This is a genomic window from Prevotella veroralis DSM 19559 = JCM 6290 (assembly GCF_000377625.1).
Classification (GTDB): Bacteria; Bacteroidota; Bacteroidia; order Bacteroidales; family Bacteroidaceae; genus Prevotella; species Prevotella veroralis.
Map to the genome: position 1 here is coordinate 154553 of NZ_KB898325.1, position 26053 is coordinate 180605.

Annotated in this window: 19 protein-coding genes, 1 tRNA gene and 1 pseudogene; 20 read left to right on the forward strand and 1 reads right to left on the reverse strand. The window is 39.6% G+C overall.

The window, feature by feature from the left end:
• Nucleotides 1–9 precede the first annotated feature (9 nt).
• From D464_RS0100720 to D464_RS12375, 8 genes and pseudogenes are all read left to right on the forward strand, one after another.
• Nucleotides 10–549, forward strand: a complete 540-nt coding sequence (locus tag D464_RS0100720; RefSeq protein WP_004383449.1) for an NADH-quinone oxidoreductase subunit J family protein — start codon at nt 10–12, stop codon at nt 547–549.
• Nucleotides 546–854, forward strand: a complete 309-nt coding sequence (gene nuoK, locus D464_RS0100725; RefSeq protein WP_004360908.1) for an NADH-quinone oxidoreductase subunit NuoK — start codon at nt 546–548, stop codon at nt 852–854. The genes D464_RS0100720 and nuoK overlap by 4 nt, the downstream gene beginning before the upstream one ends.
• Before the next feature lie 13 nt (nt 855–867).
• The gene (locus D464_RS0100730) at nt 868–2922 is read left to right on the forward strand and encodes an NADH-quinone oxidoreductase subunit 5 family protein (RefSeq protein WP_018909707.1); all 2055 of its coding nucleotides are present in this window, start codon (nt 868–870) and stop codon (nt 2920–2922) included.
• 4 nt (nt 2923–2926) lie between these two features.
• The gene (locus D464_RS0100735; RefSeq protein ID WP_018909708.1) at nt 2927–4438 is read left to right on the forward strand and encodes a complex I subunit 4 family protein; all 1512 of its coding nucleotides are present in this window, start codon (nt 2927–2929) and stop codon (nt 4436–4438) included.
• Between the two features lie 12 nt (nt 4439–4450).
• Nucleotides 4451–5890: an NADH-quinone oxidoreductase subunit N gene (locus D464_RS0100740; protein ID WP_018909709.1), complete on the forward strand. Its 1440-nt coding sequence runs from the start codon at nt 4451–4453 to the stop codon at nt 5888–5890.
• 576 nt (nt 5891–6466) lie between these two features.
• Complete coding sequence (locus D464_RS0100750; protein WP_018909710.1) at nt 6467–6676, forward strand: hypothetical protein; 210 nt, start codon at nt 6467–6469, stop codon at nt 6674–6676.
• Between the two features lie 49 nt (nt 6677–6725).
• The gene (locus tag D464_RS12370; protein WP_018909711.1) at nt 6726–8222 is read left to right on the forward strand and encodes a hypothetical protein; all 1497 of its coding nucleotides are present in this window, start codon (nt 6726–6728) and stop codon (nt 8220–8222) included.
• 346 nt (nt 8223–8568) lie between these two features.
• A pseudogene (locus D464_RS12375) lies at nt 8569–9035 on the forward strand (HU family DNA-binding protein).
• A 92-nt stretch (nt 9036–9127) separates the two neighbouring features.
• Here D464_RS12375 and D464_RS0100765 read toward each other — a convergent pair.
• Nucleotides 9128–9532: a DUF3127 domain-containing protein gene (locus D464_RS0100765; protein ID WP_018909712.1), complete on the reverse strand. Its 405-nt coding sequence runs from the start codon at nt 9530–9532 to the stop codon at nt 9128–9130.
• A 214-nt stretch (nt 9533–9746) separates the two neighbouring features.
• Between D464_RS0100765 and dnaN the strand changes: the two genes are divergently transcribed.
• The 12 genes from dnaN to D464_RS0100825 all read left to right on the forward strand — a co-directional run bounded on the left by dnaN (nt 9747) and on the right by D464_RS0100825 (nt 25890).
• On the forward strand, nt 9747–10871 hold the full coding sequence (gene dnaN, locus D464_RS0100770; protein ID WP_018909713.1) for a DNA polymerase III subunit beta: 1125 nt from the start codon (nt 9747–9749) through the stop codon (nt 10869–10871).
• 98 nt (nt 10872–10969) lie between these two features.
• Complete coding sequence (locus D464_RS0100775; RefSeq protein ID WP_018909714.1) at nt 10970–11821, forward strand: 3'-5' exonuclease; 852 nt, start codon at nt 10970–10972, stop codon at nt 11819–11821.
• A 4-nt stretch (nt 11822–11825) separates the two neighbouring features.
• A complete protein-coding gene (coaBC, locus tag D464_RS0100780) occupies nt 11826–13046 on the forward strand; it encodes a bifunctional phosphopantothenoylcysteine decarboxylase/phosphopantothenate--cysteine ligase CoaBC (protein ID WP_018909715.1) in 1221 nt (406 codons plus the stop codon).
• The gene (gene porD, locus D464_RS0100785; RefSeq protein ID WP_394357750.1) at nt 12982–13908 is read left to right on the forward strand and encodes a type IX secretion system protein PorD; all 927 of its coding nucleotides are present in this window, start codon (nt 12982–12984) and stop codon (nt 13906–13908) included. Before coaBC ends, porD begins: the two co-directional genes overlap by 65 nt.
• 64 nt (nt 13909–13972) lie before the next feature.
• Nucleotides 13973–15640, forward strand: a complete 1668-nt coding sequence (gene recN / locus D464_RS0100790; RefSeq protein WP_018909717.1) for a DNA repair protein RecN — start codon at nt 13973–13975, stop codon at nt 15638–15640.
• 28 nt (nt 15641–15668) lie between these two features.
• Nucleotides 15669–17351: a tetratricopeptide repeat protein gene (locus tag D464_RS0100795; protein ID WP_026284594.1), complete on the forward strand. Its 1683-nt coding sequence runs from the start codon at nt 15669–15671 to the stop codon at nt 17349–17351.
• A gap of 56 nt (nt 17352–17407) precedes the next feature.
• Nucleotides 17408–17482: transfer RNA gene (locus tag D464_RS0100800), tRNA-Arg, on the forward strand.
• 655 nt (nt 17483–18137) lie between these two features.
• On the forward strand, nt 18138–20726 hold the full coding sequence (gene gyrA, locus D464_RS0100805; RefSeq protein ID WP_018909719.1) for a DNA gyrase subunit A: 2589 nt from the start codon (nt 18138–18140) through the stop codon (nt 20724–20726).
• Nucleotides 20727–20905: 179 nt separating this feature from the next.
• Entirely contained in the window at nt 20906–22165 is a 1260-nt protein-coding gene (locus D464_RS0100810; RefSeq protein WP_018909720.1) for a tetratricopeptide repeat protein, read from the forward strand.
• Nucleotides 22166–22255: 90 nt separating this feature from the next.
• Nucleotides 22256–23380 carry a tetratricopeptide repeat protein gene (locus D464_RS0100815; RefSeq protein ID WP_018909721.1) on the forward strand — a complete coding sequence of 375 codons (1125 nt, stop codon included), beginning with the start codon at nt 22256–22258 and terminating at the stop codon, nt 23378–23380.
• A gap of 37 nt (nt 23381–23417) precedes the next feature.
• Nucleotides 23418–24584 carry a tetratricopeptide repeat protein gene (locus D464_RS0100820; RefSeq protein ID WP_018909722.1) on the forward strand — a complete coding sequence of 389 codons (1167 nt, stop codon included), beginning with the start codon at nt 23418–23420 and terminating at the stop codon, nt 24582–24584.
• Nucleotides 24574–25890 (forward strand): DEAD/DEAH box helicase, encoded by a 1317-nt coding sequence (locus D464_RS0100825; protein WP_018909723.1) that lies wholly within the window; start codon nt 24574–24576, stop codon nt 25888–25890. The genes D464_RS0100820 and D464_RS0100825 overlap by 11 nt, the downstream gene beginning before the upstream one ends.
• Nucleotides 25891–26053: the final 163 nt, after the last annotated feature.

A 26053-nucleotide genomic window follows, 5' to 3' on the forward strand; every position in this document is an offset into this window, starting at 1 on the left:
GTAAGAGATATGGCAAGATTAATTATGTTTGCGATTCTCGCCGTTGTAATATTGGCTTCAGCTATATTCTGCGTGTCGACGAAACGTATCATGCGAGCAGCAACAGCATTGCTGTTTGTACTCTTTGGTGTTGCAGGTCTCTACTTCCTGCTAGATTATACTTTCCTTGGTGCTGCCCAGATAAGTATTTATGCTGGTGGTATCACTATGATGTATATCTTTGCAATCCAATTGGTGAGCAAACGTACATTGCAAGGACTCTCTGAACGATGGTTAGGTAAGCGTACTTTTCTTGCTGCTGCAATAGCATTAGTTGGCTTTGCAACTGTTGTTGTTGTATTGCTAAAGAATGCTTTAATCAATAGTACTATAGTAAATGGTGATATGTTGTCAAAAGAAGTAACAATGGATACCATTGGTCAGAACTTGATGAGTGCAGATAAATATGGATATGTACTTCCTTTTGAATTTATTTCTGTATTCCTTTTGGCATGTATTATTGGTGGCTTAGTTATTCTGAATAATAAAAAGAAGGAGGGAAGCAAATGATACCTGTCGGATATTTCTTTGTCCTTAGTGGACTATTATTCTTTATCGGAGTATTTGGTTTCGTAACCCGTCGCAACCTTGTTGCAATGCTTATCTCCGTAGAGTTAGTTCTTAATAGCGTTGATATCAACTTCGCTGCATTCAATCGTCTGCTTTTCCCCGATGGATATGAGGGTATGTTCTTTACGCTCTTCTCTATCGGAGTAAGCGCTGCTGAATCAGCCGTTGCACTCGCTATTATTATCAATGTTTACCGTCATTTCCACAGCGATCAGGTGAACAGTATTGAAAATATGAAATTATAAAGAGAAAACAAATATGTTTGATTACGCATTTTTGATACTTCTTCTCCCGTTCCTAAGTGCTGTTGTGCTTGGTCTGTTCGGAATGAAGATGCCACGCAAGGTTGCTGGTATTATTGGCACCTGTGTGTTGGGAACGTTATTTGTGCTCAGTCTCTATACTGCTTATCACTATTTCTTTTATACGGGAGAGTATACAGCAATGGGGGAGACTTTCCATGTCACTGACGGTCGTTTAGCTAATGGTACTTATCCAACTATTACCGTCTTTAATCTAACATGGTTAAAGTTTACAGAGCTATTGACCTTTAATATTGGTTTACGTCTTTCTCCAATCAGTGTGATGATGTTAATCGTTATTACTACTGTCAGCTTTATGGTTCACATCTATTCATTCGGTTATATGGCTGAGCGTGATGAGAACTACAAGTTTGAGGAGTACGAACATGGATTCCAGCGTTTCTATGCCTACTTGTCACTCTTTACGATGTCAATGCTTGGTCTTGTTGTAGCAACCAATATCTTCCAGATGTATCTTTTCTGGGAGTTAGTAGGTGTATGTTCATATCTATTGATAGGATTCTATTATCCAAAGCATACTGCAGTACATGCCAGCAAGAAGGCTTTTATCGTTACACGTTTTGCTGATTTGTTCTTCTTGATAGGTATTCTGTTCTTTAGCTTCTATGTAGGAACATTCAACTATGACCTCCATACAAATCCAGAGCTAGTTGGAAAGTTGACGGCATTAGCTTCAAATTCTGCATTGGCGTGGGTACTTCCAACATCACTATTCTTGATGTTCATTGGTGGTGCTGGTAAGTCAGCAATGTTCCCATTACATATATGGTTACCAGATGCTATGGAGGGTCCAACGCCAGTATCTGCTTTGATTCACGCAGCTACGATGGTTGTTGCCGGTGTATTCCAAGTAGCATCGTTGTTACCTATCTATGTTCAGTTTGGGGCACAAGAGCAACTTCACTGGATTGCTTGGATTGCAGCTTTCACTGCTTTCTATGCAGCAGCAGTAGCTTGTGCTCAGCGTGATATTAAGCGTGGTTTGGCATTCTCAACCATCTCACAGATTGCTTACATGCTTGTCGCACTTGGAGTTTGCTTCTATGATAGTAAAGAAGGATCATTCAATAGTCCAGAGTTCCTCCATCATGGTGGTCTCGGCTATATGGCAGCAATGTTTCACCTCTTCACTCACGCAATGTTCAAGGCTCTTCTCTTCCTTTGCTCTGGTGCTATTATTGTTATCATTGGTAGCAACTTTAAGGAGTATATGGGTGGTTTGCACAAGTACATGCCAATTACAAACATCTGCTTCTTGATTGGTTGTTTAGCTATTGCGGGTATTCCTCCATTTGCAGGTTTCTTCTCTAAGGATGAGATTATCTCAGCATGTAATGCATTGCCAGGTGTAGAAGGTCAGGCTTTGAAGTGGATTATGACTATTGTAGCAGGAATGACAGCATTCTATATGTTCCGTCTCTACTATGTTATCTTCTGGGGCGAGTCTTACTATGAGCAGGACCCAGAGAATCGTCGTCGTCCACAGGAGGTTCCATTCGTAATGTGGGGACCATTGGTATTCCTCGCTGCTATTTCTGTATGTGCTGGTTGGATTCCATTTGGTCACTTCGTAAGTGCCAATGGCTTAAACTATGATATTCATATAGATTGGAGCATAGCAACAACAAGTATCATTGCAGCCGTTATCGGTATAGCCCTTGCTACTTGGATGTACATGGGTAAGAAGCAGCCTGTAGCTGATGCCTTACAGCGTACCTTCCCACGTCTGCACAAGGCAGCCCTTAACAGATTCTATATAGATGATGCATGGCAATTCTTCACACATAAGATAGTATTCCGTTGCTTCTCTATTCCAATCGCATGGTTCGATCGTCATGTTATTGATGGTACATTCAACTTCATGGCTTGGGGTACACAAGAGGCAGGCGAGTCAATCCGTTCTTGGCAGAGTGGCGATGTACGTCAATATGCCGTATGGTTTATTACCGGAACTGTAGCATTAACATTAATCTTACTTTGTTTGATATAATAAAATGAGTTGGATATTAACTGTATTTGTAATAATCCCCGTCCTGATGCTCTGTGGCTTATGGGTAGCTAAGAACGATAATCAGGTACGTGGTGTGATGGTAGCCGGCTCAACGGCACTTTTGATTGGTGCTATCTGGTTAACTGTCTATTTTGTTCAGCAGCGTAATGCTGGTAACCATGATGCAATGCTACTGGCAAACTCCGTGATGTGGTTCAAGCCTATGCATATTGCTTTCTCGGTCGGTGTCGATGGTATCTCTGTTGTGATGATCTTGCTTTCAGCGATTATTGTCTTTACGGGAACCTTTGCTAGCTGGCAACTTGAGCCAATGAAGAAAGAGTATTTCCTTTGGTTTGTACTTTTGGCTTCGGGTGTATTTGGCTTCTTTATCTCAACGGATATGTTTACCATGTTCATGTTCTATGAGGTTGCCCTTATACCTATGTACCTCCTCATCGGTGTATGGGGAACAGGTCCAAAGGAATATTCAGCAATGAAGCTTACTTTGATGTTGATGGGTGGTTCAGCTCTTTTGATATTGGGTATTCTTGGTATCTATTACTTCAGTGGTGCTACCACGATGGACGTAATAGAGTTGGCACGTATGCATGCGATGCCTAGGAATATTCAGAACATCTTCTTCCCATTCGTATTCATTGGCTTTGGTGTTCTTGGAGCTTTATTCCCATTCCATACATGGTCTCCTGATGGTCACGCTTCAGCGCCTACAGCCGTATCAATGCTCCATGCTGGTGTATTGATGAAGCTTGGTGGCTATGGTTGCTTGCGTATTGCTATGTTCTTGATGCCTGATGCTTTGCAGACATGGGCTCCTATCTTCCTAGTTCTGACAACTATCTCGGTTGTTTATGGTGCGCTCTCTGCATGTGTACAGACCGACTTGAAGTATATCAACGCATACTCTTCAGTTTCGCACTGTGGTATGGTACTCTTTGCATTGGTTATGACTACACAGACAGCTATCACAGGTGCAATCCTCCAGATGCTTTCACACGGTTTGATGACAGCCTTGTTCTTTGCATGTATTGGTATGATTTATCACCGTGCTGGAACCCGTGACGTACGTTATCTTGGTGGTTTGATGAAGGTTATTCCATTCCTTGCAGTCTCTTATGTAGTAGCAGGTCTTGCTAACCTTGGTCTTCCTGGTTTCTCTGGATTCGTAGCTGAGATGACTATCTTCGTGGGTTCGTTTGAGAATGCAGGCATGTTCCATCGCGTAGCAACAATCATTGCTTGTACAGCGATTGTAATCACGGCAGTTTATATTCTTCGTGTTGTTGGTAAGATACTATTCCAGACCATACCTAACAAGAAGTTCTATGAGTTGCATGATGCTACATGGGACGAGCGATTTGCTATTGGCTGCTTGATCTTCTGCGTTGCAGGCTTAGGTCTCTGCCCACTCTTCTTCGAGAATATGATTATTGATGCTGTTCATCCTATATTTGACCACATCATAACATATGTACCAACATTAGGTAATCTTTAATAAACTAGCGTAATGAATTATAGTGATTTCTTTAAGATGACTCCGGAGGCAAGTCTCGTTGCCATCCTGATTGTTTTGTTCGTTGCCGACTTTGCAACGGCAAAGACTGAAGAGCGCAAGTGGTTCAATCCGCTGGCTTCGGTGCTCCTTCTGATAAATACTTTTGTTTGTTTGCTCCCTATGGAAGCACAGACAGCATTTGGTGGTATGTATGTTACCTCTTCTGCTGTAAACGTGATGAAGGCTATCCTTTCTATGGGTACATTCATTGTTGTCCTTCAGAGTCGTGTATGGGCTGCGAAGAGTGGTAAGGAAGCTGAGTTCTATATGCTGATAGTTTCAACACTCCTCGGTATGTTTGCCATGATGAGTGCAGGTAACTTCTTGATGTTCTTCCTCGGGCTTGAGATGGCATCAGTGCCTTTGGCATGTGCGGTTGCCTTCGATATATATCGTAATGACTCTGCGGAAGCTGCAGCTAAGTTTATCTTGACAGCTACTTTCTCAAGTGGCGTAATGCTCTATGGTATTAGCTTCCTTTATGGTGAGTTCGGCACGCTTTATTTTGCTGATATAGCAACTAAGATGCATGCGACCCCACTAACTATCATGGGACTCGTATTCTTCTTTAGTGGTCTTGGCTTCAAGATATCTCTCGTTCCATTCCACTTCTGGACTGCCGATACTTATCAAGGTGCTCCAACAACCGTTACTGGTTATTTGAGCGTGATATCAAAGGGCGCAGCCGCCTTTACATTGTTGAGTATCCTGTTCCATGTCTTTGGTGCAATCGTTGAGTATTGGCACGTATTGTTGATGATAGTCGTTGTACTTTCTATCACCATTGCTAACCTCTTCGCCGTGCGTCAGAATGAGTTGAAACGCTTCATGGCGTTCAGTTCTATCTCTCAGGCAGGTTATATCATGTTGACAGCTATCGGCAACGACTGGGCTAGCTCGGTGAGTGCATTGAGCTATTACGTTCTGATTTATGTTGTTGCTAATATGGCAGTCTTCACGATTATCTCTGTTGTAGAGCAGAATAATGGCGGTAAGACCAACATTGACGACTATAATGGCTTCTATCAGACTAACCCACGTCTGAGCTTCTTGATGACTTTAGCAATGTTCTCGCTTGGTGGAATTCCTCCATTCGCAGGTATGTTCTCAAAGTTCTTCGTATTTATGTCTGGCGTTAATGGCGCTGATATTAATACCACGATGGGAGCCTGGTCATACGCTGTTGTCTTCATCGCATTGATTAATACAGTTATCTCGCTCTACTACTATTTGAAGATTGTGAAAGCAATGTATATTGTGCGTACAGACAATCCATTGCCAACCTTCAAGAGCGATTGCAACACAAAGTTCGCTTTGGCTGTTTGTATGGCAGGCATTCTTCTCTTCGGAGTTTGCAGCTTCGTATATGAGTGGATTGCTGCAGCTGCATAAAGTATATAGTTAGAATCTTATTATAAGATGCCCAGGACTTTAATAGTCTTGGGCATTTTTGTTTGAATCCCGATATAAAACAAAGTTTTTATTAAGATTATTTGGCTGACTTAAAACTTTGTATTACCTTTGCCGCCGTGAAAGAATTAGCAATGACATATCAAGTGAGTGAAGTACTGCAAAGAATTATTCGGTTCTTTGCATCTTTTTGTACTTTATCTTTGGTCAATCCAAATAATTTGCTAATACACACTATGCGCACCTAGCGTCTAATAATACATTTTTTCTTCTCGCATACGCGCGCGCGAAGCGTGCCGTAACCCCTGTAAACAAAGGACTTCTAAGAGTTTCCTTTGTTCGCTTTTTTATGCCCTTTTTGAAGACCGCTAAAACGCAAAATATAGCATTTTTTTCGAGTATAAAATCAAACTTACCTAGTGCCACAGAGCATCAAGAGGAGGAGATAATTCATTGTTTTAACAACTCTTCTTATACTTTCGTCCCCCTCTTGAACTCTGTGACACGAAGTAAAGCAAGTGAGAATCATTAATAATAACTATTTTAAAAATCAGGTAAATGGAGAAAACAAATGAAAGGAAAGTCTATTGTGCACCTCAATGCACGTGGCTTGAACTAGCAGAAGACGAATTAATGCGAGGCACATCGTTTGAGAGTACTGGCAGTGGCGGTGGTCACGCTTCAGCTGGCGATAGCGGTGGGTTAAGCGCAAAGTCGAATCCTTTCTTTAAGGAAGAGGATGAGAATGAAGAAACAGGATGGGAATAATAAACAAAGATTTCTTTCCAATTAACAACTAAATTAAAACAGAATGATAATGACAAAAAAAAGTATTTATTTCGGCACACTCTTGTTGGCGGCACTTGCCCTTATCAGTTGCGCCAGCGATGATACAGCCACAGATAAGACAGCAGGTAAGGACACACCAAAGACAGGTACTGTGTTCTCATCAGAGGATGAACCTTCAACTCGTACATCAGCCACTTACACAGGTAGCGGACTTGATTTCTATTGGACAGCAAACGATAAGATTTGGGTAAAAGATGACAACAATACTTATCACCAAAGCTCAGAAGATGATATTGCTTCTCGCATTGCTGCAGTTCCTGGCAGCACAACAACAGACAAGGCAAAGTTCTGGGTAAACGGTACTTATACAGGTCCTACACATAAGGTACGTTACACAGGCAATAGCGGAGCAAGTGACAAGGTGATTATCAAGGCTTCGCAAACCCAAAGCACTCCTAACGATGCTGCCCATATTGCAGAAGATGGCGACTTCGGTGTAGCTGATGCAACAGGTAGCGGAAAATATACCTTTACACTAAATCACAAGGCTGCGTATGTAACCTTTATGCCTTATAATACAAATGGAAAAATAGGAGGAGTGATTCAGAAGATTCGTATTTCAACTTCCAATCCATCTGATCAATTAGCAGGAACGTTCGATTTGGCAGATGATGGTACATTGAGTAATCCAACAAGTACTTCAAATAGCGTAGAATTGAACTTAAGCAACTTCTCTATTCCTCAAGTATCTACTTATGCAAAGAATGCAGCAACAATGGTTGTCAAACCAGGTACTTACAACAACGTAACGATAGAGTATACTCTCCATGATGCAGTAACTAATGTTTCAGGAACAATAAAGAGAACATATTCTTCTGTAACCTTTGATGCAGGTAAGAATACACCGGTAAAGTCTGATATGAGAATTAAGGTTTACCATGGTAATGAGTATTATATGTGGGATGCAGTAGATCCTTATTGGAAGGGTTATGAATGGAATAATCCAAATACAGCATTACGTTTCCAGCCGATAGTTAATGGACAAAAAGATCTAGTACATGGACCACAAAGTACTGACATCGCTTCTGCGCATACTTCACGTGACTATAATGATATATTAGGTTACAACGATCCTACGGGTGTTGCGCCAGCTGTTACAGCTACTCATAGTGCAAAGGATTGTCCAAATTTGAATGAATTGTGTTGGTATGCAGAGAAGGGAAAACCCTACTGGGATAATACTAGTCTTTGGGTAACAATGGATCATTTATATGTTGGAGGAATGTGGTTCTTGAAACAGAGTGCTATTGCTTCAAAAAATGGTAAGAATATCTCAGATTTGAAGCTAGCAGCACCAGATGGAGTTGACAAAACGCGAACAGAAAATCCTATGTTAACATCACCTTACAGCATAAGTACGGGTATCCCAAGTAACCTCAATGATTATTTTTATTATCCAGCTTTAGGTATATATATAATAATGGTACCACCAATCGTGGCGAGTTTTTGGCTTCAGGAACAATAGGTTGCATGTGGAGTTCTACACCACAATCACCACAACCAAGTAGCTATGTGCAGGCATATATTTTAAGGATTAGTTCTAGTGATGTGCAAATTTATGCTACTCTTAGAAGTGCCGGATTAACCTTGTTTAATTCCTCTAATGAAGATGAGTATCGTCTGTTCTAAATATTAAGGCATTTGTATTCATTATACGAAAGCGATTATCTTCATTATATCAAGGCGACGGTCTTCATATAAGGAAGAGGGAGGTCTTGATATAAGGAAGAGAAAACGAAAGAAAGTATAGTTAACGGAGCCTTGCTGAAAGGTGGGGTTCCATATTTATTAACGCTTAAATTTATTGTTATATGATTTCATTCAAGGTAGTTGAGACCACTCACAAGATTGGTCCAAAGAAAGGTCAGAAAGCGTATAATGCTGTGCCAAAAGCCCCGATGAAGTTTTCAGCCGATTGGCTTGTTAACCGTATTGTTCGCGAAACCTCGTTGAGTGAGGGAGATGTGAGAAACGTGATCATCACCCTGCGTAATATTGCTATCGAGGTGATTAGCTTAGGTGGTTCGCTAGACCTTGGCGATTTGTTCTCGTTCCGTGTGGCAATACCTTCAAAGTTGATTGACGATGTAAAAGAAGTCTCCGCCGAATCCTTGAAACGCCCCCGCATCCTTGTTCGCTGGAAGTCAGTCGTCACGGGTGCACTGAAGAAGATGAGGTGGATGTGGATAACCCTGCGAGGAGGAAAAAGAGCCTCACCCCCGACCCCTCTCCGAATGGAGAGGGGAGTAAAGAGAACCCAGGACCAGTGGCAGGATAACTAATTGGACACCAATAATGGTTTATTAAAAAAGAGACAGAGTTCTATGTTTGAGCTCTGTCTCTTATCGTATAGTGTATTAATTTATAATCTTAGAAAGGAAGGTCATCCTCTGGGCTTCCAGTACTCTCCTGTGTTGGAGGGAATGGGGCTTGTTGCGTAGCAGGTTGTGCTGGTTGTGGTGTGACAGGAGCAGCGGTTGCTGGCGCACCAGCCATAACAGCAGCAGCATCTACACGCTGAATGTTCCAAGCACGGATGTTATTAAACCAACGACCATTATATTCGTGAGCATCAATATCAAAACTTACGATAATCTCCTCACCAGTCTTAATTGCAAACTGATCTATTCTGTCGGCTCCAAAGACGTTGAAGACCATCTTCTTTGGGTACTGATCATGTGTTTCTATTACGTATTCTTGTGACTTCCATGGTCCACGAGCAGATGTGCCTTCACGGGCAGGAAGAACTGCAATAATTTTTCCTTGTAACTCCATAGTCTACTTTGTTATATGTTTCTTATTTGTTTAAATGTGCTTGCGAAATTAATAAAATAGTTCTAAAAACGGAAACTTTCATACTTAAATTTTGTTTTTCACATCTGTTTTTTGTATTTTTGTGCGTTGAAGAGAAGAGTCTACGATATATATAGTTTAAGACGCTTCATCTCATGTAAGTTTAAGATTGAATATTAACTAAAATAAGATACCAATGAGGTTTAACCTTTCAAGCACTGCATTGAGCAGCCGATTGTTGACACTCTCACGAGTAATTAATAGCAAGAATTCACTTCCGATTCTTGATTGTTTCCTCTTTGAGGTTCATAATGGACAATTAACCATCACTTCATCTGACAGTGAGAATGTGATGTGTGGGACTTTGAATCTTGATAGTTGTGAAGGTGAAGGTGACTTCGCTGTAAACAGTCAGACTATCCTTGATGCTGTGAAAGAACTTCCAGAGCAGCCACTCGCTCTTGATGTTAATTTCAACGAGATGAAGATTTATATTACTTATCAGAATGGCTCTTATAATTTCCCAATCCTTGGGGCTGATGAATATCCAAGAGTACAGCCTATTTCTGATAATGCTTCTTCTATTACCATTGATGCAGCGAAACTTTCGGATAGTATTAATCGTTCTATCTTTGCAACAGCACAAGACGAACTTCGCCCTGTGATGAATGGTATTTATTTTGATTTAACAAGTGATAGCCTGGCTATTGTAGCAAGTGATGGTCATAAGTTGGTAAGGAATAAAAACTTCTCGATCAAGAGTGAAACACCATCAGCATTTATCCTGCCAAAGAAGCCTGCAACCTTGTTGAAGACTGTCCTTGCTAAGGATGGAGGAGATGTTGTGATTCGTTTCGACGAGCGCTTCGCAGATATATCTTTTGCTGATGGTAATCTGTCCTGTCGATTGATAGAAGGTAAGTATCCTAATTACAATAGCGTAATACCACAAGACAATCCTAATAGAATTACGATTGATCGCAAATCACTTATTGGTGCTCTGCGTCGTGTGTTACCATTTGCAAGTGATTCATCACAGCTTATTCGTTTCCACGTTTCTACAGGCTTGTTAGAGTTGAATGCAGAAGATATTGATTTCTCTACGAGTGCAAAGGAGAGTGTTACTTGTGAATACGATGGTAATGCAATGAGTATAGGCTTCAAAGGCTCAAGTATGCTTGAGATATTAAATAACCTTGAGAGTGATGATGTAGTTATTCAGTTGGCTGATCCTTCACGAGCTGGCGTTATTGTTCCTTGCATACAACCAGAGAATGAGGATGTACTCATGTTGATTATGCCAATGCTGTTAAACGAATAATAGGATATTCTACTAATATACATCTTAATGGGGGATGGCTATATCTCTAATAGATAGCCATCTCCTTTCTAATTGTAGTAGGGCTTATAAGCAAGCGTATGAAATTGAATTTGACGAAACCTTTAATAGTATTTGATCTGGAAACGACGGGGCTTGATTTGGTAGCTGATCGTATAATTCAAATCTCGTATATTAAAGTATATACTGATGGGAAAGAGGAGAGAGAGAATATCTTTATTAATCCTGGTAAACCTATTCCCGCACTTGTAACAGAATTGACAGGTATCTCCGATGAGGATGTCGCAGACGCACCAACATTCAAGCAGAAGGCAAAGGAGTTAGCCGATAAGTTCGCAGGTTGTGACTTTGCAGGATTTAATTCTAATCGATTTGACGTGCCAATGCTCGCAGAGGAGTTCTTGCGAGCTGGGATTGATTTCGACTTCTCTAAGTGTAGGTTGATCGATGCACAGAATATCTATCATAAGATGGAACGCCGTAATCTTGCCGCCGCATATAAGTTCTATTGTGGGAGGAAGATGGAAGAAGACTTCGTAGCACATCGTGCAGATCAAGATACAGAAGCTACTTGGCGCGTATTACAAGGTGAAGTTGCCATGTATGCCCCAGGCAATCAAGAGGAAGAACGTGTCCTCCATAATGATATGGACGAGTTAGCAGAGTTTTCGCGTATGAATGACTTTGTTGATTTTGCTGGGCGTATCGTATGGGAAGATATGAAGGATAAAGATGGTAAGACACTTCTTGATGCCACTGGTAAAGCTCGTAAGCATGAAGTATTCAACTTTGGTAAGTACAAAGGCTGGGATGTAGCAGAAGTATTACACAAAGATCCTGGTTATTACAGTTGGATGTTAGCAAGTGATTTTACTTATAACACAAAACAGGTGTTGACACGTATTCGTTTACGTGAATTCAATAACAGATAATGTAATGTTAGAAGGAAAGAAAATAGTTTTAGGCATAACAGGTTCTATAGCCGCATATAAGAGTTGTCTGCTTATACGTGAGCTAATAAAGAAAGGAGCCGAGGTACAGGTCGTCATTACTCCTGCAGGAAGGGAGTTTATAACGCCTATAACCCTCTCCGCACTTACGCATAAACCCGTCATTAGTGAGTTCTTTTCTCAGAAGGATGGTACTTGGAACTCTCATGTGGATTTAGGATTATGGGCTGATGCAATGGTAATAGCTCCATGTACAGCTGCATCATTAGGCAAGATGACAAATGGTGTTGCTGATAATATGCTTATAACGACTTATCTTTCAATGAAGGCACCAGTATTCATAGCCCCTGCAATGGATTTGGATATGTATAAACATCCTTCAACGCAGAAGAATCTTGATACATTACGTGGCTATGGTAATCATATTATTGAGCCTGCTAATGGCTTTCTTGCGAGTGGATTAGAAGGGAAAGGTAGGATGGAGGAGCCAGAGAATATAGTGAAGTCTTTAGAACTATACTTCTCTGAAGGTCTTACTTCTACGAATAAATATACTGTAAGGAAGGATTTACAAGGTAAGACAATCCTTATTACGGCTGGTCCAACTTATGAGAGACTTGATCCAGTTCGCTTCATAGGCAATTATTCTTCGGGTAAGATGGGATTTGCTTTAGCTGAAGATTGTCTTCAGCGTGGTGCAAAGGTTATCCTTATAGCTGGTCCAGTAAGTTTGACCTGTTCTGCTGCTATAGAGCGAATAGATGTTGAAAGCTGTAATGAAATGTATGAAGCTACGGTTAGGGAGTATCCTAAATGTGATGCAGCTATCTTGTGTGCCGCAGTTGCCGATTTCCGTCCACAGCAAATAGCAAATCATAAGATTAAACGGGAAGGGGATAATTTAACGCTCACATTGATACCGACACAAGATATTGCTGCTACTATTGGTAAGATGAAAAGCGAGAAGCAGCGCCTTGTGGTATTTGCCTTAGAAACAAATGAAGAAGAGCATAATGCACGCAAGAAGTTAGAGAGGAAGAAGGCTGATTTTATTGTGTTGAACTCAACAAGGAATCCTGGTACAACATTTCAATCGGATGATAATCAAATCACAATAATTAGTAAAGATAGAAAGAAGGTTTATGACAAGAAACCAAAGGCAGAAGTGGCTCGTGATATTATTAACGAGCTTGTTAGTTTGCTTTAGCAAGGATATTACTGCACAGGAACTACAAGCGAAAGTAACCATCAATCATAATCAAATTGAGGGCACAGATGCGTCTGTCTTCGAGAATCTTCAACAGACACTGGAACAGTTTATCAATACGAGGCAATGGACTCATTATCAGTTTCAAAAGAATGAGCGTATTGCTTGTAACTTCAATATTACAATAAGCAAATATGATGTAAGCAGTAATATGTTTACTTGTACAGCATTGATACAAGCCAATCGTCCTGTTTATAATTCCGCCTATACTTCTACACTTTATAATAATCAAGATGGTGATTTCAATTTTACCTTTGCTCAATATGAACAGCTAGACTTTAATGAGGAGAATATAGATAACCAACTAACAGCTTTAATTGCTTATTATGCTTATCTCATTATAGGATTAGATCTTGATTCTTTCTCACCGATGGGCGGAGAAGATGTATTACTTCGTTGTATGAATTTAACGAATAATGCACAGAATCTGAGCTTCACTGGTTGGAAGGCCTTTGATAGTTCTCGTAACCGGTTTGCTTTCATCAATGATTATTTAGATGGGGCTATGAAGCCTTTTCGTCAACTACAATATGATTACTATAGGACAGGATTAGACGAAATGGCAAATAATGCTGAACGTGGTAGAACGAATATTACGACTGCATTAGAGAACGAATTGAAGAAAGCACATGAGAACCGTCCGATAAGTCTTCTTCCTCAAATATGGACAGACTATAAGAAGGACGAGTTAGCTAATATATATAAAGGTAAAGGTACACAGAAAGAGAAGGAACAAGTTTATGATATTCTCTTCGGAATTAATGCCAGTCAGAATATAACGTGGGATAAGATAAAGCAATAAGTTTATCTCTTTCAATATCTGAACTTAACAATTATCTAAAGTATTAAATATAACTAGCAAGTATATGCTGAAACATCTATATATAAAGAACTTCACTTTAATAGATCAGTTAGATATAGCCTTTCACTCTGGTTTCTCAGTTATAACAGGTGAGACTGGAGCAGGAAAGAGTATTATCCTTGGTGCTATAGGTTTATTGCTGGGCAATAGGGCAGATAGTAAACAGATTAAGCAGGGTGAGAAGAAATGTACAATAGAAGCACATTTTGACTTATCTCATTATGGTTTTGAATCTTTCTTTGAAGACAATGATATTGATTTTGAGCCAGAAGATACTATTATACGTCGTGAACTAACTGCTAGTGGCAAATCACGTGCTTTTATTAATGATACTCCCGTCTCCTTACAAATGATGCGCATACTTGGGGAGCAGTTAATAGATATCCATTCTCAACACCAGAACTTACTTTTACAAAAGGATGATTTTCAATTGAATGTTGTTGATATTATAGCACAGGATAGTACAGCTCTCTCTGCTTATCATTCTTCTTATCAACATTATAAGGAGTCTCTACAGCGTTTGTCTGACCTAAAAGAGCAGATCGCAAAAGCACAGGAGAATGAAGAATTTATGCGTTTTCAGTTTAATGAACTAGAGAGTGCTGGACTTGTAGAAGGTAGACAGCAGGAACTAGAACAGGAGAGTGAGACTCTCTCTCATTCGGAAGATATTAAGACTGCTTATTATGAAGCCGACCACTTATTAAATGATGACGATAATGGAATCATTTATAAGTTAGGCGAAAGTCTAGATAGTCTTAGTGATATAGAGAATGTCTATTCAAAAGCAAAGGATGTGGTACAACGTCTATCGTCTGTTCATATAGAGTTAAAAGATATTGCAAGTGAAGTTGGTAGTGAGGTTGAGAATATAGAATTTGATCCTTCTCGTCTGGATAGTATCAACCAGCAGCTTGATCAGTTAAACACACTTGAGCAGAAATATCATGTTTCCACAGAAGAGGAGTTGATAGAGATTCGTGATAACATTGCAGAGCAATTACAGAGTATTGATAATAGCGATGAAGAACTTGAATCCTTGACAAAGAAAGTAGATGAAGAACTCAAGCTATGCACGGAGAAGGCAGCTAAGTTAACAGAATTGCGCCTTAAAGCTGGTAAGATTGTAGAGAAAGAGATGAGTCAACGATTGATACCTCTTGGTATTCCAAATGTCCGTTTCAAAGTTGATATAACCTCAAAGCCTTTGTCGTTGGATGGTGCTGATAAAGTGCAATTCCTGTTTTCTGCCAACACAAGTACTGCTATGGAACCTGTTGCACAAGTTGCCTCTGGTGGTGAGATCGCTCGTGTTATGTTATCTTTGAAAGCAATGATTAGTGGAGCTGTAAAACTCCCAACGATTATCTTTGATGAAATTGATACTGGTGTGAGTGGTAAGATTGCTCAAAAGATGGCACTTATTATGCAAGAGATGGGTAATAATAATCGTCAGGTTATCTCGATTACGCATTTACCACAGATCGCCGCATTAGGTAGCTCACATTATAAGGTTGAGAAGGAAGAGACGGCAGAAGGGACGCGCAGTCACATGAGAGAATTAAATCAAGAGAAACGTGTCAGTGAGATAGCACAAATGCTCTCGGGTGCAGATATCTCTGATGCTGCTCTTCAGAATGCCCGTGAATTATTGAATCTTAGTCAGAAGTAAATATATAGTCCTTAATTAAACATACACAATGAAAGAAAGAATGAACATGAAAACGAGGAATTTCATACTATCTCTTATCTTATTGTTGGGAGTTTCTCTCAATGTCTTGGCACAATCTTCAGCTGTGAAGAAAGTGGCTGATGCCGCTTTTACATTAACAACTTTCAAGTCCGATGGAAGTATCTTGGCGACCTCTAATGGCGTTTGCATTAGTACAGATGGTGTTGCAGTGAGTCCCTGGAAACCTTTTATTGGGGCTGATAAAGCTGTAATCATTGATGCTAAAGGACAGAAACATGATGTCACTTGTTTACTTGGTGCTAATGAGATCTATGATATTGTGAAGTTCTCCGTTAGTGGGAAAGTGAATGCAGCTACTCTTACCAATACTGTTTCTACTGGTGAAGACGCTTGGATAGTGCCAATGGCAAAGAGTGGAACTCCAGAAAAGGCTAACGTGTCAAGTGTTGAGAAGTTCATAGATAAGTATAATTATACAATCCTTTCATCTTCTGCAACAGATAAGTTGAATGGTGCCCCTGTTGTAAATACAAAAGGGCAGGTCATTGGACTCTTCAATGCTTCCGGCTCAAATAAGAGTGCAGTAGATGTTAACTATGCAAAGGACTTCACGTTGACGGGACTATCTCAAAATGATGCCACAATGAATCAGAGTAATCTTCGAATCGGTTTACCAAGTAAATTAGAGGATGCTCTTGTTGCATTGATGTTATCTTCTGAAAAGTCGGCAAGTATTCATGAAGCAACCATCAACGATTTCATATCAAGATTCCCACAAGTTGCAGATGGTTATAACGCTCAAGCAAACGTTTTAATTGGAAAATCAAACTTCACGGAGGCTGATAAGGTCTTGCAAACAGCTATTGCGAGGGTAAGTATGAAAGATGAAGCTCTTTACAATTATGCAAGAGTAATCTATTATAATACTGTAAATCCAGCAAATAAAGACAGATTGCAGGGGCTTAATTGGACACTTGATAAGGCTTTGGACGAGGTGAAGAAGGCTTATGCAATCAAACCCCTTAATGCTTATCGTCATCTCCAAGCTCAGATTATCTATGCAAAAGGTGACTATGCAAATGCCTATAATGAGTTTGACGCACTGACGAAGACAGATTTTAATAATCCAGAACTCTATCTTGAAATGGCACAGAGCCGTCAACATCTTGGTGCCTCTGATAAAGAACTCCTTGACTTGCTCAATAAGAGTATAGAACTTTGCGATACGCCTTATGTTGCAACCTCTGCACCATATTTCTATATGCGTGGTCAGCAACTTGAAAAGATGGGAGAATATCGTAAGGCAATGCAAGATTATTACACTTATGAATACTTCAATCAAGGACGCCTTTCAGCCGACTTTTATTATATGCGTGAACAATGTGAGGTAAAGGGACGTTTATGGCAACAAGCCTTACAAGACATTCTGATAGCTTCTCGATTAGATCCTAAAGAAGCATTATATCCCACAGAGGCGGGAAGTCTATTGCTACGACTAAACAAAGTAGATGCAGCTATCAGTGCAGCTCAACAAGCCATACAACTCGATCCATCGCAAGCTGATGCATACTTGATTCTTGGCATAGCCCAATGTGAGAATAAGCAGAAAGAAGAGGGACTCAAGAATATACAGAAAGCAAAAGAATTAGGCAACACACAGGCTGATTCTTTCTTGAAGAAATATCAATAAATATATTTGATAATTTGGCTGTACGAAATTAAATCAGTACCTTTGCACCCACTGATGGTTCCGTAGCTCAGTTGGATTAGAGCAACAGCCTTCTAAGCTGTGGGTCTTGGGTTCGAACCCCAACGGAATCACTTCTTGATAAAGTGTCTAAAACGTTATGTTTTAGGCACTTTTGTTTTGAGATATAGTACACATGGTTGGGTACTATGGGAGTAGATGAAGACTGCTTAAATCTAAGTGCGATAGATGTTTAAGTTAAAGAACGATTGACCTCTAACTTGAAGTGCGAAGGTATTTTAAGTTAGAGTACGGTGTTATACACGTTTGTATAATTGGTTATACACGTTTGTATAATTGGTTATACACGTTTGTATAATTGGTTATACACGTTTGTATAATTAGTTATACACGCCTGTATAATAGACTATACAAGCGAGTATAATGTAGTTCATTAAGTATAAGTCCAAAAGATGTTTAAGTTAAAGAACGATAGATGTCTAAGTTAAAGTACAATTGATGTTTAAGTTAAAGTACAATTGCCAATGAATAGAGCATATATTACCAGGTATAGAAATTTGAAGTTAACCTAAGACGAACTTATCTTAAAATATTATTCTTTTTAGTTCTAAGCGTTTGTTGTATAATTATTTTTTTGTACCTTTACGCCTCGAAAATACATGCAAAACGGCTTAGAAAGGAAATAAAGACTATTATAGACAATTCTAGTCCCAAAGACATAAGCTCGTAAAAGCTGCTATCAAGGAATTAATAACAATAATAATATAAATGGACGAAAATCAGACAATTGATCAGGACAGAATTATGAAGATCAACATCGAGGAGGAGATGAAAAGCTCCTACATCGACTACTCAATGTCGGTGATTGTGGCACGTGCCCTCCCTGATGTTCGTGACGGTTTTAAGCCTGTTCACCGCCGTATTCTCTTCGGTATGCGCGGTATTGGTAACTTTAGCAACCAGCCTTACAAGAAGTGCGCCCGCGTTGTTGGTGAGGTACTTGGTAAGTATCACCCACATGGTGACTCTTCTGTCTATGGTGCGCTTGTTCGTATGGGACAGGAATGGAATATGCGCTACAAGTTGGTTGACGGACAGGGTAACTTTGGTTCTGTCGATGGTGACTCTGCTGCTGCGATGCGTTATACTGAGTGCCGCCTCTCAAAGATGGGTGAGCACGTTATGGACGATATCGAGAAAGATACGGTTGATATGGTCAACAACTTCGACGATACGTTGCGCGAGCCAGCTGTGATGCCTACAAAGATTCCTAACCTGCTTGTAAATGGTGGTAATGGTATCGCTGTGGGTATGGCAACGAATATTCCTACGCATAACCTTGGAGAAGTTATTGATGGTTGCTGTGCTTATATTGACAATCCAGAGATTTCTACCGATGGCTTGATGGAGTTTATCCCTGCTCCAGATTTCCCAACAGGTGCTTATATCTATGGTCTTCAAGGCGTTAAAGATGCCTATGAGACTGGTCGTGGTCGCGTCGTAATGCGTGCCAAGGCTGAGATTGAGAGCGATGAAAGTCATGATAAGATTGTTGTTACAGAGATTCCTTACGGAGTGAATAAGCAGCAGCTTATCGAATATATCGCTGACCTCGTGAAGGAAGGCAAGCTTGAGGGTATCTCTAACGTTAATGACGAAACGGGTCGTCAAGGTATGCGTATTGTTGTTGATGTGAAGCGTGATGCCAATGCAAACGTCATTCTGAATAAGCTTTTCAAGATGACAGCATTGCAGAGTTCTTTCTCTGTAAACTGTATCGCATTGGTAGCGGGTCGTCCACGTCTGTTGAGCCTTCGCGAGTGCATTAAGTACTTTGTTGAACATCGTCACGATGTCACTATCCGCCGTGCTCAGTTTGACCTTAAGAAGGCACAAGAACGCGCACATATCTTAGAAGCACTGATTAAGGCTTGTGATAATATTGATGAGGTGGTACGTATTATTCGTGCCAGCAAGACACCTTCTGAGGCTCAGAAGAACCTTGAGAAGCGTTTTGACTTTGATGAGCTTCAGTCAAAGGCTATCGTTGATATGCGTCTGTCACAGCTTACAGGTCTGCGTCTTGACCAGTTGCATCAGGAGTTTGAGGAACTTATGCAAACCATCAAGGACTTGCAGGAGATTCTTAATAACCCTGAGCGTTGTAAGGAAGTGATGAAGGAAGAGTTGCAGGAGGTTAAGGAGAAGTATGGCGATGACCGTCGTACAGAGATTATCCCTGATGAGCATGAGTTTAATGCTGAGGACTTCTATCCTAATGACCCTGTTGTTATTACTATTAGCCACCTTGGTTATATTAAGCGTACTCCGCTTGCAGACTTTAAGGAGCAGGCTCGTGGTGGAGTAGGTTCTAAGGGTGCCCGCACACGTGAGAAGGACTTCACCGAATATATCTATCCAGCAACAATGCACCAGACAATGCTGTTCTTTACTCGTAAGGGACGCTGCTACTGGATGAAGTGTTATGACATCCCAGAGGGAGACAAGAACTCAAAGGGACGTGCTATTCAGAATATGCTCTCACTTGAGCCAGGCGATTCTGTTAATGCATTCTTGCGTATTCAGGGCTTGGATGATGATGAGTTCCTCGATTCTCACTACGTAGTATTTGCGACAAAGCAGGGTATCGTTAAGAAGACTTCTCTCCGAGCTTATTCACGTCCTCGTACCAATGGTGTGATAGCTATCAATATCAATGAGGGTGATGAGGTGGTAGATGTTCGCTTGACAAATGGTCATAACGAACTTATCATTGCTGACCGCAATGGTCGTGCTTGCCGCTTCGATGAATCAAATATCCGTACAATGGGCCGTGTGTCTACCGGTGTTCGTGGTATGCGTCTGGACGAAGATGGACAGGACGAGGTTGTTGGTATGATTGTTGTTAATGACCCTGTTAAAGAGACGGTTATGGTAGTCTCTGAAGAGGGTTACGGAAAGCGCTCACAGGTTGAGGACTATCGATTGACCAATCGTGGCGGTAAGGGTGTTAAGACGCTGAATATTACGGAGAAGACCGGTAAACTTGTTGCTATCAAGAACGTTACCGATGATAACGACTTGATGATTATCAACAAGAGCGGTATTGTTATTCGTATGTCGGTCGCTGAATGCCGTGTAATGGGTCGTGCAACGCAAGGTGTACGTCTGATAAACCTTGCCAAGAAAAATGATGTTATCGCATCTGTATGCAAGGTGATGAGTTCAGAGATAGAGTCACAGGTTGAGGATGATAGTCGTGAACAATGGGCTAAAACCAGTGAAGAAATCAAGAGTGACATAAACTCATCATCAGAAGTTGGTGAGCCAGATGTACCCCCAGTCGATTTCGATTAATCCATTGGCACATTGTATCATCTAAAAAAGTATATAGACTCTTATATTCCACATTCAGAGGAGTCGTTCTTCATGAAGAATCTAACAAATATCTGTCATGATAAATGATTGTCTCTGAATGGAATAAATAGGAATTAAATGTAAAATAAGATTATAAACCTTTTAAAATTATAACCAATATGAAAAAGTTAATGATCGCAGCAATGATGCTTTTTAGTGTATCAGCTGCATTCGCTGGAGACAGTGAACCATTGAAGGCTATCTTGAAGGCGCAGACTTATTCCGAAGCTGCAGAATTATTGAATTCTAATCTTGCTCAGATTACTGATAATGCTGAGAAAGCCAAAGCCTATGATAAGCTATTTGAGCTTGCAATGAAGAAGGTAAGTGCAGAGCAGGGTGTCCAACTTGAGAATGAAACTAACAAGCAAATGGGCAAAGAAGGAAATAAACCTGTCGATGAAAAGGGCTTATATGAGGCTGTTGGTCAGGCTTTTGATGCCGCTTCTGAGGTAATAAAGTATGACAACATGCCTAACGCAAAGGGTAAAGTTAAGCCAAGATATAGTGACTTAGCTGATAAGCTCTATCCTCTTCGTGGTCAGTTGATCAATGGTGGTATTTACTTCCAGGGAGCTAAGGACGATGCAAATGCTTATAAATACCTTGCTCGCTATGTAGATACAGCGGATGATCCAATCTTTTCAAAGTTCGATAAGTCAAAAGATGAGAACTTAAATGAGATTGCTTATTTCGCTACCTATTATGCTTATCAGAATAAGGATTTCAAGAAGGCAGAGAAGTATGTATCTTATGCTTTGAAGAGCAAAGATCGTGCGAAAGATGCTCAACAATTACAGCTAGCTATCTTAGGTTCACAGCTCAAGACACGTCAGGATTCTTTAAACTATGCTGACAAGCTCGCTGGTATTTATGCTCAAGATCCTGAGAATGATGCAGTATTGACCACATTGACTTCTACTTATAGTGCACTTGGTATGCAAAATAAGGCTGAAGAAATCGTAAATTCAGCATTAGCAAAGAATCCTAATAGTTATGGTGCATTAGTAATGATGGGTCAGTTTGCAAGTCAAAAGAAAGACTATGAGACAGCTGCTAATTACCTTTCTAAGGCTTTGGAACAAGCAAAGGATGACAATGCAAGAATTGCTATCAATGCTTCAATTGGTCAGTGCTGGTTCTATAAGGCTCAAGAGCGTGTAGCTGCTGTTAAGGGAGTTCTTTCTCCAGCTGCTCGTGCTCAGTTTAATGAGGTATATAATAAGGCTATCTCTTATCTTGAGACAGCAAAGAAACTTGACACTCTCAAAGAGCAAAAGTCTTCATGGGCTTATCCTCTTTATGGATGCTACTACTTTGTAAAGGGTGCTCAAGCTCCTGAGACACTAGCAGCAGCTGCTGACGCTGGTGTACAATAATCAGCAGTAATAAATCCTCTCTTATGTGTAAGTTATCTTCTTAGGTAATATACATAAGAGGGGAAAATTTTTTTAACTAAAATGTCATAAATGAGAAGGCTACTAACACTATTTATATGTGCGTTATTCTGCATTCAAATTGTAGAAGCACAAGATATGCATAAGCAAGCGGAGTCTTTTAATCGCCTAGCTAGGAACGCTTTTTCCAAAATAGAGAAACAATCGGATAGGGATTCTATTACCATTTTTAAGACAGTTGTTGATGGGGTAGAATATTCACTGAAATGTGATGAGTTTGATAGAATGCCTAATCGAAAAGGAAAAATCTTACCAGAGTATGAGGAGGAGAATAAGAAACGTTTGTCTATATTGCATCCAATGCTGATTGATGCAGGGAAATATTTTTATAAAAAGCCTTATTTAAAGCAAGAGGGAATTGATGCTCTGAAACTCTATTTAGAAACTAGAAAATCGCCATTAGTAAAGGATAATGTAGACGAATCAGGGGTTGCTGCATATTATTTAGCTTATTTTTATTTGAAATCTCGTAATTTAAAGATGGCTAATGAGTATGCTGATATAGCCATGCAATATGATGAGAGTGCCCAAGCCTCAGCAGAGATAAAAGCTCAGTGTATGCACGATCAAATGGTAAATGCTGAAGACTCTCTTCGTTATTTATCAGTTATACAGAGATTGTATCGTTCAGATCCAACAAATGAAACCTATTTTTCATGGATTATGAAATTTTATCAGAATCCAACTCCAAGATTTAATTTAGAAGATTTTGTAGATGATTGTTTAGAAAATAACACAAATTCTATAGTACCTTGGATTTTAAAGGGAGAGATTGCTATGCGTGCCGAACGTTGGGAAGAGGCTATAGATGCGTATAGGCAAGCGGATGAGATAGATCCTAGTAATATTCCTGTAGCTTATAATATAGGGGTATGCCTGAATAGTTTAGGAATGGTTTTACGTGATTCTGTCTTGGCAAAACGAAAGAAGGGAGATAATGTTTCGGATAATGAGTTTATGACAGTCTTTGCACAGGCTCGCACCTATTTAGAACGTGTAAGGGCAAAGGATCCACGTCGAAACAAAGTTGAATGGGTGGCACCGCTCTACCTAACTTATACAATACTGAATGATAAAATAAAGGCTGATGAGTTAGAGCCTTTAGTAACGAAATATCAGAAGAGTGAAAACTATTAAGGTTCTTATATTATATATTTGTTTTGTTTTACCATCTATGTGTTACGCACAAAAGAAACAATTACAAACAGTGCGTGACCAGATAAAGTCTGGTAAGGAACTCTCAAAAGCTGAGGGAACACTTCGTGGACTATTAGTAGATTCAACGTCAAGAAATAATCATAAGATATGGTTGCTATTATGTGATGTACTAACAAAACAATACGAGCAGGGGAATGAAAAGCTCTATCTAAAACAAAAATATGATACAGCTGCTTTCTTCTCAATAACGAAACGATTGTATGAGACGATGTCTATCTTCGATTCTATTGATGCACAAGCTGATAAACGAGGGTTGGTTCGTCCTAAATACAGGGAGAAACATGCTTCGTTTTTAAATTCTATTCGCCCAAATCTATTTAATGGAGGTAGTTATTTCATCCATAAAAATGATTATAAAACAGCATTTGAGTATTATCGTGATTATTTATTATCTGCTGAGTATCCACTTTTTACCGGATATAACTATTTACAAAGTGATGCCTTGATATCTCATGCTGCTTATTGGTCAATGTTCTGTGGTTATAAATTAGGAGATGCTGATAAGATTATGCGTTTTAAAGACTTGGCAGAACGTGATACTTCTATGCTTAATTTTGTTAAACAATATGAAGCCGAGGCTTATTGGATTCAGAAAGATACGACTATGTATGTAAAGTCGCTGCAAGAAGGGTTTAAGCAATACCCTAATTTTGCTTTTTTCTTTCCTAGGCTTGTGGAATATTATACTAAAAAAGGTGAACATGATTCTACACTTGTTATATCAGAACGAGCCTTAAAAGCTGATTCCACTAGTTTATTATTTATGTTTGCTAAGAGTACAGCTCTTCTTAACCTAGGTAGATATAATGATTGTATAAAGATTTGTAACGATATAATTAAGAGAAATGACGCTTATGTAGATGCCTATTATAACATTGGATTAGCTTACTTTAATCAAGCCATAGAAATGAATAAGGATAGGCAGCAATATAGGAGTAAGCGTGTAAAGATTATTGAGTTATATGGATTATCTCGCCCTTATATGGAGAAATTTAGGCAGTTAGCACCTGATGATAAAGGGAAATGGCTAGCACCATTATATACTATTTATTTGAATCTCAATATGGGCAAGGAATTTGATGAAATTGATAAGATAAGAAAAGAGGTTAAATATGAACAATAATAAAGTTATAGATAAGCTAGGTCTCCAACTGAATGAAATGCAAAAGGCGACGGAAGAGGCGATTCTTCATACAGGTAAAGATGTTGTCGTGATGTCACCTACGGGGTCAGGTAAGACTTATGCTTATCTGCTTCCATTGATTCAACGTCTAAATACAAATTCTGATGAATTACAAGCAGTTGTCTTATTGCCTGGACGTGAATTAGCGCTTCAATCTGCTATGGTTTTAAAAGATATGGGAAGTGGATTAAGAGCTATGGCATTATATGGTGGTAGACCTACGATGGATGAGCATCGAGTGCTTAGAGATGTTAAACCCCAGATAGTATTTGTAACTCCAGGCCGATTGAATGATCATTTAGACAAGAAAAATCTTAATGCAGAAACGATTAAATGGTTAGTAATTGATGAGTTTGATAAATGTCTTGAACTTGGCTTCCAGGGAGAGATGATGAGCATTCTCAATAAATTACCGAATATAGAACGACGAATCCTACTCTCTGCCACAGAGTCAGAGTCTATCCCTTCCTTTGTTTCTATGGGTAGAACCATTTATCTAGACTATAGAACGGATGATGATAATATACCAGATAGGGTACATCTTTATACGGTCACAAGTCCAGAGAAAGATAAACTTGATTCGCTTAAACGACTTTTACTTTCGTTGGGGAATGAAAGTACAATTGTATTCTTAAATTATCGTGAATCTGTAGAGCGGGTAGCTATCTTCCTAAAAGAGAATGGCTTTATCGTGAGTTGGTACCATGGAGGGTTGGAACAAGATGAGCGTGAGGCTGCACTTTATCGTTTCTCAAATGGCTCTGTTTCTATACTTATAAGTACAGACTTAGCTTCTCGAGGATTGGATATACCTGATGTTGATAATATCATTCATTATCATATACCAGAAACAGAAGATAATTATATTCATAGAGTAGGGCGCACAGCTCGTTGGGATAAGGAAGGAAGAACTTTCTTTATTCTCGGATCAGGAGAAACTTTACCTGAATATGTTAGTAAAGAGAATGAAGAGTTTCAACTTCCGACGAATCTTCCTAAACCAGCTTTGCCACGCATGGCTACTATATATATAGGTAAGGGGAAAAAGGATAAGATCTCCAAAATAGATATCGTAGGTTTCCTTTGCAAGAAAATAGGTTTACAATCGTCAGAAATTGGAAAGATAGATATTAAAGATAGGTATTGTTATGTAGCTATTGACCGAACAAAAGTAAAAAAGGTTATTTTAGCTTCTAAAGGACAGAAAATTAAAGGAATCAAAACAATAGTGGAAGAAGTAAGGTGATCGTTTTAACAAAACGTCACCTTATCTTTAATTCTGTTTATTTACAAGTTTACTACAGGCGTGTAGTATTTGAAATATTTTGTCTTAGTTTATTTGGAAGTACCAAAATAAAAACGTATCTTCGCACACATAAAGCCATAAGAAGTTAGAGATTTAATACTGA